The sequence below is a fragment of the Ruegeria sp. AI3 genome (genome assembly GCF_056541245.1).
In genome coordinates this window covers 25,634-34,725 of record NZ_JBQFYA010000023.1, presented here as the reverse complement: position 1 = coordinate 34,725, position 9,092 = coordinate 25,634, and the positions used below count along the sequence as shown (strand labels likewise).

The 9,092-nt window shown below is 51.2% G+C and carries 8 protein-coding genes and 1 pseudogene; 2 read left to right on the top strand and 7 right to left on the bottom strand.

From position 1 onward, the window contains the following. Window positions 1-148: 148 nt before the first annotated feature. The gene (locus tag ACRZ95_RS22460; RefSeq protein WP_170681771.1) at window positions 149-856 is read right to left on the bottom strand and encodes an IS6 family transposase; all 708 of its coding nucleotides are present in this window, start codon (window positions 854-856) and stop codon (window positions 149-151) included. Between the two features lie 56 nt (window positions 857-912). Beyond that, entirely contained in the window at window positions 913-1,338 is a 426-nt protein-coding gene (locus ACRZ95_RS22455; RefSeq protein WP_170474643.1) for a GFA family protein, read from the bottom strand. Between the two features lie 473 nt (window positions 1,339-1,811). Here ACRZ95_RS22455 and ACRZ95_RS22450 point away from each other — a divergent pair, with 473 nt between their 5' ends. Continuing rightward, a complete protein-coding gene (locus ACRZ95_RS22450; RefSeq protein WP_480555611.1) occupies window positions 1,812-2,495 on the top strand; it encodes an outer membrane beta-barrel protein in 684 nt (227 codons plus the stop codon). Window positions 2,496-3,258: 763 nt separating this feature from the next. On the opposite strand, the pseudogene ACRZ95_RS22445 reads toward ACRZ95_RS22450, so the two are convergent. From ACRZ95_RS22445 to ACRZ95_RS22425, 5 genes and pseudogenes are all read right to left on the bottom strand, one after another. Beyond that, a pseudogene (locus ACRZ95_RS22445) lies at window positions 3,259-3,378 on the bottom strand (IS6 family transposase); the annotation flags it as partial. Between the two features lie 138 nt (window positions 3,379-3,516). Next, on the bottom strand, window positions 3,517-3,714 hold the full coding sequence (locus ACRZ95_RS22440) for a hypothetical protein (protein WP_480555609.1): 198 nt from the start codon (window positions 3,712-3,714) through the stop codon (window positions 3,517-3,519). Window positions 3,715-4,210: 496 nt separating this feature from the next. Continuing rightward, complete coding sequence (locus ACRZ95_RS22435) at window positions 4,211-5,323, bottom strand: cytochrome c peroxidase (RefSeq protein WP_170642942.1); 1,113 nt, start codon at window positions 5,321-5,323, stop codon at window positions 4,211-4,213. Between the two features lie 8 nt (window positions 5,324-5,331). Next, window positions 5,332-5,709: a hypothetical protein gene (locus ACRZ95_RS22430; protein ID WP_170681734.1), complete on the bottom strand. Its 378-nt coding sequence runs from the start codon at window positions 5,707-5,709 to the stop codon at window positions 5,332-5,334. Further along, window positions 5,706-6,356: an amidohydrolase family protein gene (locus tag ACRZ95_RS22425; RefSeq protein WP_480526500.1), complete on the bottom strand. Its 651-nt coding sequence runs from the start codon at window positions 6,354-6,356 to the stop codon at window positions 5,706-5,708. Before ACRZ95_RS22425 ends, ACRZ95_RS22430 begins: the two co-directional genes overlap by 4 nt. Before the next feature lie 602 nt (window positions 6,357-6,958). Here ACRZ95_RS22425 and ACRZ95_RS22420 point away from each other — a divergent pair. Then, on the top strand, window positions 6,959-9,010 hold the full coding sequence (locus ACRZ95_RS22420; RefSeq protein WP_480555607.1) for a peroxidase family protein: 2,052 nt from the start codon (window positions 6,959-6,961) through the stop codon (window positions 9,008-9,010). Window positions 9,011-9,092 lie beyond the last annotated feature (82 nt).

The following is a 9,092-nucleotide window of genomic DNA, read 5'->3' as shown; positions in this document are numbered from 1 at the left end:
TTTCTTCTGAGGTGTTGCCCTTTCTAGCCAAGACCGTTTCAGGGAACATTTCCCGGTACCAGCGCGCAGACATGATCCGACGACAATCTTCAGAAGGTGCTGTCAGACGAATTCGAACCAGTCTCAGTTTCCCGCGGATAGCGTGAACCTATCCGGAACAAAGTTGACGCCACTCGGCGAGAGCGGCGGTGCGTGTCAACTTGAAGGTATCTCTGCTGGCGAGCGATCTTTCCTGGTTGAAGTGGTTGTAGACGGAGGAATGGACGGCGGCGAATTTCTGCAAACTTCGCATGCGCCTAAACCGTTGCATCGCGCGTTCGCGTCGTCGGAAAGGAAGGTGTGAATTCTCAACTCGGTTGTTGAGCCACCTGCCCGTCTGCTGTTTTTTGGCAGTACCAAGCTCTCTGAAAGCGGCCCGATACGATGCGAAGCGATCCGTGACGACGGTTTCCGCTTTGCCGTGTCGCTTCATCAATTTCCTGAGAAATTTCAGTGCTGCAGCTTTGTTTCGGCGTTTGGTGACAACGGCTTCCAGCACCTCGCCTTCGTGATCAACAGCCCGCCAAAGATAATGCCGTTTGCCATTCACCTTCACGAAAACCTCGTCCACATGCCACTTCCATTTGGAGTATGCTCTCAATTGCTGAACCCGCTTCCGCCTGATTTCAGAAGCAAACATCGGGCCAAACCTGTTCCACCAATATCGAACGGTTTCGTGACTCACATCGATGCCTCGCTCGTGCAGCAGATCTTCCACATTTCGAAGCGAGAGAGGGAAACGGATGTACAGCATCACCGCAAGGCGGATGATCTCGGGGCTGGTTTTAAAGTATTTGAAAGAGGCAGGTCTGTTCATGGGCAAAAGCTACGCAACACCCCTGCCCGCCTCAAGCAAAGTTCTTCTGACAAAACCTACTGATATCCGTCCGGGTCGTTAGGGGTGTTTAACAATGTGCCTTCAAACGCGTCGAGATCATCATTCATTTGCAACCAAGGCAACTTGCTTTGGTTGTTAACGTGAAAAGACGGTTTGAAATTTTCCGGGCTTTCGAGCGACGCAGCATAGAGGTGCATACCACCTGGATAGTGATCGGCTTCGAACCCAATTGGTGACCCGCAAGTTCCACAGAAGTGCCTACAAACGCCTTTAGAGCTTTCATAGGTGCGTGGTTTATCACCAGTCCATTCAAAGTTTTCTATCGGCACACCGAACCAAGCAACCACCGGCGCGGCGCAATTTCTACGGCAGTCGTCGCAGTGGCAATAGCATGCCCATGTTTGATCACCGTGGTAAACCCAGCTTGTTTTTTTACACAGACAATAACCGCGAGTCGTCATTCGATTTTCCTCCAAACCACTGAGAAAATAGAGCGTAATCAAATCTTGGGGTGGATTTTTTGGGACGTTTCATCAGCAGAAAACGTCGGAACTCAGGGTCAATTTGGGCGCACACCGGTCATCCGACGTTTTATGCGGGGCTTGCTAACTGGACCAATGGCGGCTCCGCGTACCGAACGGGTTTTCCCTCAAATCAAGAACTGACGGATCGTTTGAGCAGCTATTCTATCCAAGTTCAGTACACCTAAGCTGATGCTAACTCTAAATGATATGCTCTTTCTGCACTGCGTAGAACGCGGATCATATTGATTCAGATCAATGCTATAACTCTAATTCACATCAGAATGCTGGAATGCAAGTTCAGGCCTTCGCTGTCGAATGTTCTTGCAGTCGGTGTTTGTTTGGAGGGTACAATGCAACGGCTTCCCACATGGAGAACCGCGTTCTTAAGCTTAGCGTTTTTGGCGGCACCTATGGCAGCACATTCCAGCGACTGGAGTTTCGAAGCCACTATTTACCTCTTCATGCCAGAGACCGAAACGTCGCTGGACACTCCACGAGGCAACATCGATGCCACGCTCAGTTTTTCGGACGCGCTAAGCAACTTGGACCTTGCGTTTATGGGTACAATTGCTGCCAGCAATGGACGGTGGAGCTTATTGGCTGACTACAACTACACCGACCTTTCTTTCGGAGATGACACACCTGGCACCGCATTTTCCGGGCTGGACACGTCGCTAAAGACGCAGTTTCTGAGCGGCTATGTTGGTTACCGGGTCTATGAAGATTCAACTGTACAGGTCGACGTTGCAGGAGGTTTCAGGTGGTTTAGTACAGAAACTCAGTTCACGCTGTCACCCGGAGCGTTGCCAGGGCGTACAACCACTGTGGACGCAGACTGGACTGACCCCGTTGTCGGAGCCCGTGCTCGGTTTAAGTTCTCAGACAGGTGGACCGGCACGGCGTTTTTAGACTATGGCGGATTCAGCAGCGACAGTGAGACCTGGCAAGTGTTGTTGACCGCGGATTACTCAATAAACGAAAGATGGATGATTAGAGGCGGATATCGCTACATCACGTTCGATCACGAGATCAACGGCAACGACTTTACATTCAGTCAGTCGGGGCCGGTTATCGGTGCGACATACCGCTTTTGATTACCACCTGAAGAACTGTGTGCAATTGTGCGTGCGTGACACGGGTGCGATAGCGCTACACGAAGCAATGGATTTGCAAAGACTGCTGTTTCCGCGAAAGCTTGAGACAGACAGTTCTTGTTTGGGGTAGGAGCAGCTATTCCCTCGACCACGCTGGATGTCCACTTTGTAGACGATACTATCATTTGCTTGGCAGGGCCCATAGTTTGCTATGCAATTGTAAACTCGAGCTCTTCTAAAGACTGCCTTTCAAACAAATGATGGCCTCTTGGCGACGCCACTCACTCCACGTCACCAAGAGGCGAACCAGACAAATCTGGCGAATGCGTGAGCAACAGAGGTAATACAAATTTGCCACGCATTCGAATACTTGAATCCAAGATGCAACAATTCAAGTATTTTTACGCGCGGGAAGAATATTTTTATCGCGCGGACCATGCTTGCGTGAGTATTAGATCTCGCTGTCCTGCTTTTGAAAGTAGGGGCGAACTATGCAGGTAGTTGGTTACCAATTGGGAAAACACTGTCGTGAAGCAGTGGCCACACCAATCTGGTTAACTTTGCTTGCCCAAATACGAGTTCCAGATAGTCTGGGCAGTCCCATGACCAGACTATGGCCCGCGCTGTCTGTCATCCCAGATCCTGACGGCGCGGGTATTTGGATCACCACCACATTTTGCCCTGCCTTTAAAGTATTTGAATGAGGCAGGTCTGGTCATGGGCAAAAGCTACGCAACAACCCTACCCCGCTCAATCAAAGTTCTTCTGACAAGACCTCTTCGACATTCCGAAGCGCAAGCGGGAAACGGATGTACAACATTGCTGCAAGGCGGATGATCTCGGGGCTGGTTTTGAAGTACTTGAATGGCGATTGTTTAATCATGCGCGAAGGCCACGAGAGCACCCTGCCCCGCTCAAGCAAAGTTCTTCTGACAAGACCCTAAATCTCGCTATAGCCGAGCCTCGAAAGGGCACTAGCGACAGCAGGTTCTGTCGGATTCAAACTTCCTTCGCGTGCCCATTATTTGATGCATATTTCCGTTTCTCTGGGCTTAACAAATTCACTATCTTTAGCCAAAATTACTAAGGCAGCCTCACGAGGTGTAAGTCCCATCGCCTCACAGACTCCCATTGCGTAGAGTTGGTCATCTCTTTCACTTACTACCGAAGATACCTTCATGGCCGAGAGCGCCATATCTACACCGATTTCATAAACCATTGTTACTAAAACACCCTTTTAACCCAGTGATATGAAGTACAATGGACTTGGTGCTCGAAGCTTTGGTAAGGATTACGCGAACATTATTTATTCTTAATCAGTAGGCACTCTGAGATGGAACAACTATTGGATCGTTTCGTCTGCGGTTCTCGAAACAGCGTTTCGCGATGCATTCAATAACTTTCCTTGCCGCATTGGAAACAAACACGTTTGCATTTACACGCTGAAGTCTTACAAGAACACTTCCTTGTAGTACTTCGCGTCCACCCGTTTCCACTCGAGTAAAAGATCGTCGCAATCGGCAAAGTACCAACCCTCTGAATAGTTCTGCGCCATCTTGGTTGCACTGCGCCTAATCCGGGTCGCTTTCTGCCCGGGATAGCGGTCGTTCACGCTAGGTGCAGCGAATGACCGCTCCGAGCCCAAGGCGGAATCCCATCGTTAGGTCTAACTATTCAGAGAAGTGGAAAACCCCAAATTCCTCTCGGGTAAAGGTCTAAGGTTTGCTAGACAGCGTCACCAAGAACGCAACCAAGTCTGCAATCTCCTGCTCGGATAAACTCAATTTCGCGAGTATGGCTTCACCATCAGAGTGCAACCGTTCCATGTCAATTTCGCTGTAGTGTCGGATTACCGCATCCAAGTCGACCAAGTTGCCGTTATGCATGTAGGGCGCTGTTTCGGCTACGCCCCGCAGGCTGGGTGTCCTGAAGGTTCCAAAGTCAGAATGGCTCCTGCGCACACCGCGAACTGCCCAAGCCCCTTGCTTATCCGGATCGTCGCTCCAATCCCCGTCTAGGGTATATTTGCTTGATAGTAATATGTTCAATCCGCCAAACCGCCCTTCGTCTACTTCGGCTCCGTTTAGAAAATATGGTACGCCGGCGTCGTGGAACTCGTTGTTGGAGAATCTTGGACCGTTGTGGCAAAACACACAATTGCCGCGTCCCAAGAACAACTGAAGACCTCGCTGTGCAGCTTCAGGATAGTTCGCCGCCTCGGCAAAATCGCTGCGTTCCAGCGCGTCTCTAAAATCGTCAAATTGTGTCGGTTCTGTAATTAAAGTTTCCAGGTAGGCTGATAAAGCTTTGGCCGTGTTAACCAAAACCAATTCTGGGTCTTGCTTTTGGATCTCACCAAAAATCTTCTCAAAGTCATAAATATACGGACTGTCAGAAATTGCTGCTTTCAGACTCTCTCTATTGTGCGCCATCTCTTCGTCTTCGATGATGGGATGTAAGCTGGCGGCCCAGAGGTTGTCACTCTTGCCGCCCCAACCGTACCATCGAAGACCCGCTAGGTTTCTCAGAGATGGCGTGTTCCGATCTAGCAGAATCCGGCCGAATGCGCGCGCTTCTTTCGTAGTAAATGCCTGCTCAGGATCATGGCAACTTGCGCAGGCAAAGGCACCATCGACGGACAACAACGGATCGTTGAACAAAGCCTCGCCGAGCGCAATCGCGCTGGCATCGTTTGAAACTCTGTTACTTGGATCCGGCTGCAAAGATGGTGGCCACGGTCCGAAGGAAAGCGTTTGTTCAATTTCGTCTTCAGACAACAAAACTTCTGCATTCGCGGCACTTGCCAAGACCACCAACGCGACTGACACCCAAAGCCTCATCTCAGCTCAAGCTCGCTTGTATAGGAAACCGATTGCCCATCGTAGTCGACGTCCACTTGCAGTTCCCACAAACCTGGCATGTGAAACAACAGGTCATCGATACGGAATTTTCCTTCGTCCAACGCCGTTACCTTGGGAGTGTAGTTTAAACCGTGTTGGTGAGCCGGCATGATTGCATCGACAAGTATTTCCCTCACGGGAGTTTCATTGCAGACTTCGATTAGAATGGAAAACGGTTGAGCCAGTGGAATGACTCCTGACGAGACATAGACCTCAGGTGCGTTTGCGGCATCTGAAGCTGCGCGTTTCCCCGCCGCTTCACACGCAGCGACCGGCCCTGATGAAATCAAAAACCAAAAAGCCCAGAGGTTCATTCTGTTGCCAGCATACGTTCCGCGTTTACGTACGCAATATTGTCTGCAATCTGATTTGGAAGAAGGCTTAACCATTCACGCGAATAGTCGGCATGAGGGCCAACGTAGTACCAACGCTCTGGGGCGAATGTATCCGTGCCAACCATAAAACGATCGGGATGTGCTTCAAACGCGGCCTTCCAACCAGGGTCGACGCGGCCCTGTGAAATCATACCTGAACGAAACGCTAGATCGGCCCAGAGTCTAGGGTGGGTGTCCAGGGCGTCTACCACACTTTCAGGATCGACAAAGCCTGAATGGGCCCACAAAACGCGGGCTTCGGGCCATGTTTCGAAAATCAGGTCAACCGCCTCGCGATCGCCGTGGTGATGCAGAATTAAATTCCGTTCTTTTGCCAAAGCGATCATATGCTGGATGACCGGCGTTTTGATATCATTGCCATAAGCGTGAAACTCGCCGATGGCTTCGTATTCGTTCTTCGCCAGATTTGTTTCCAGATAGTCGACTACAGTTTCGTCGTGCATCCAGGTGTTGATCTCTCCGCGACGACGGTAAGGACGAAGTGCCGGGACAACGATATCTGGCGCTGCGTCCAAGAGCAGTTGAGTACCATTGTCATCAGAGCTGGAAACAAGCGCCTTTCGCACGCCAGCATCCCGCAAAATCCTAGCCACTTGTTCAGGTGGGACCAGCTCCACAGCGTCGTGACTGTAGTGAATATGCGCATCAAAGATTGGTCGGTCATCTGCGGTCGCTGTACCGTTCAAAACGACTAAGGCAAAGAGAAGGAGATATCTTAGCACCGTAAGCTTCCTCATTTGAACTATTGCATTTCTGACAGTGGTGTATCGTAGCAGAACGTCCAGAGCCTACGACGATCGGCCAGTATAAAGCCAATCATTTTGCCAGTTGATTTTGGTCGCGTAGAACGCCTGCTTTGTCCGCAGAGCAATCATTCGTCGCAACTCTTTTCAATGTCTGCTTTGCGGAACAAACGGTCTCAGCGTTTTTCTCGAGTGTTGCGACCAAGCGCTACTCATCCAAGAAACGGGTATTGTTTTTTGGTTTGCGCTTATCCAAGCGGTCGACCGCCGATACTTCTCAGAACTAGCGGCTTGTTGCTCGCATCGAGGCGCGATGAATTCTTAACTCATTATTATTGCGGATTTTTGTAACGCTGGGTCGGGGTGCACCCAATCTGCGGCGGCTTTCACTCGGCTGTCGCTCAAATTGAACATGAACATTCACAATGCGCGCTGATTACCTCGGCGCGTGGCAAGAGAGGTGCGCTATGAAGCAGAGCTCCGCAAGAAGACAACCAAGAGACGATCGACAAGACCGCCGGTCAAACGAGAACTTCGAAGAGCGCGGTGATCGTCAACGTGAAGATCGACATGGCCGAGACGAAAACCCACGTTCCGAAGATGTAAGCGAGATAGTAGCTCGCGCCGTAGATGGAACCGGCAACAACGCGGCGAAAGTTGACTGGGGTTCTGCCGGACAGGACCTACTTAGACTGGCACCAAACAGTTTTGTGGATGGTATCGGAGAGATGGACGTCAGCAGACCAAATCCACGTGCAATCTCCAATGCGGTTGTTGCCCAGGAAGGTGAGATTCCCAGCAGTTTTGGTATCAGCGATATGGTTTGGGCCTGGGGTCAGTTTATTGATCATGACCTTGACCTGACCGAGGGCGGAGACACCGAATTCGCTCCGATCGTCGCCCCTGTGGGTGATACTGTTTTTGAGCCCGGCGGCGTAATTTCCTTCTTCCGGGCTGATCCGGTTGAAGGCAGTGGCGAGGATTTTGAGCGCACATATCACAACGAAATCACGGCGTTTATTGATGGCAGTATGCTTTATGGCTCTGACCAAGCTACAGCCGCCACACTGCGTGATGGAGCCTATCTGATACTGGACGACAATGGGTTGCTAGTTCAAACCGAGGATGGCGGTGTTCTTGCGGGGGACGTACGCGCAGCAGAGAATATCGCGCTGACGTCTCTGCACACACTGTTCGCGCGCGAACACAACCGGTGGGTGGATACACTTGCAGAACGACAGCCTGGTTTGTCCGAAGAAGAGCTTTTTGATGCAGCCCGCATGCGGGTCGAGGCAGAGTTGCAGGCGATTACCTTCAACGACTTCCTACCAATCCTCGTCGGTGAAGAAGCTATCTCTAGTTATTACGGATATGATCCGACGATCAATCCGGGTATCGCAGTCGAATTCTCAGCTGCGGCCTATCGGTTTGGCCATTCTCTTTTGTCGTCAGATCTGTTGCGTCTTAACGAAGATGGCAGCAGCATCGCGGAAGGGTCTATTGCGCTGCAGGATGCCTTCTTAAACCCGCAAGCCATTGAAGACGCAGGGGGAATTGATCCAATCCTACGCGGATTGATGGGAAGCACAGCCCAAGAGCTTGATACTATGGTCGTCGAGGACGTACGTTCCTTCCTGTTTGCTCCCGATGGGTCCTTCGGGCTGGATTTGGCATCGATCAATATTCAGCGCGGTCGAGACCTTGGCGTCGCCAGCTACAACGACCTGCGTGAAGCGTTCGGTCTGGAACGGGCGGAAGACTTCTCGGGCGTGACATCGGATGCCGAAATAGCGGCAACGCTTTCGGACCTTTACGACAGTGTTGACGACCTAGACGCCTGGATCGGCGGGCTGGCCGAAGACCCCGCAGACGGCGGTATTCTGGGTGAAACCTTCTCGGCAGTGATAGTCGATCAGTTCCTGCGTCTGCGGGATGGCGATGCCTATTGGAGTGAAGCCGGGTATCTGAACAAAAGTGACGTAAAGGCCCTCTGGGATACGACTCTGGCGGATGTGATTGCGGCAAACACTGGTATCGAGCATCAGCAAGAGGATGTATTCTTTGCTGCTGGACGTATCGGCGGAACCAATGAAAACGATGTTCTCACTGGGACCGATGACCGCGATCTCTTGATTGGCTTTGAAGGCGATGACGTAATCACCGCAGCAAACGGCGATACCGTGGTTGGCGGTAGCGGAACCGACCGGTTTGTCTTTGAAGAAGGCGGAGCATTCATCGCTGACTTTAGCAAAGCAGATGACGATATGATCCAGATTGATGGCAGTGCCTCGCGTGTTTTAATCAGCTACGAAGTGGAGGACGACGAAATCACAACGCTGCTAACGTTGTCATACGGTCGTCGAAGCGAAGTCGAGGAACAGGAAATCCTGATCGCTGGAGACATCGTGGAGGCGGATGATCTAGAGACACAGATCTCGATCAGCGTTGACCACAGTAGCCTAGACTTGATTGCCTAGATGCTGACGAGAGGCAACACTTTGGCAATTGACTAAGACTTCATACACAGTCAGAAAATTTGCCTCTGGTATTCGCAAACAG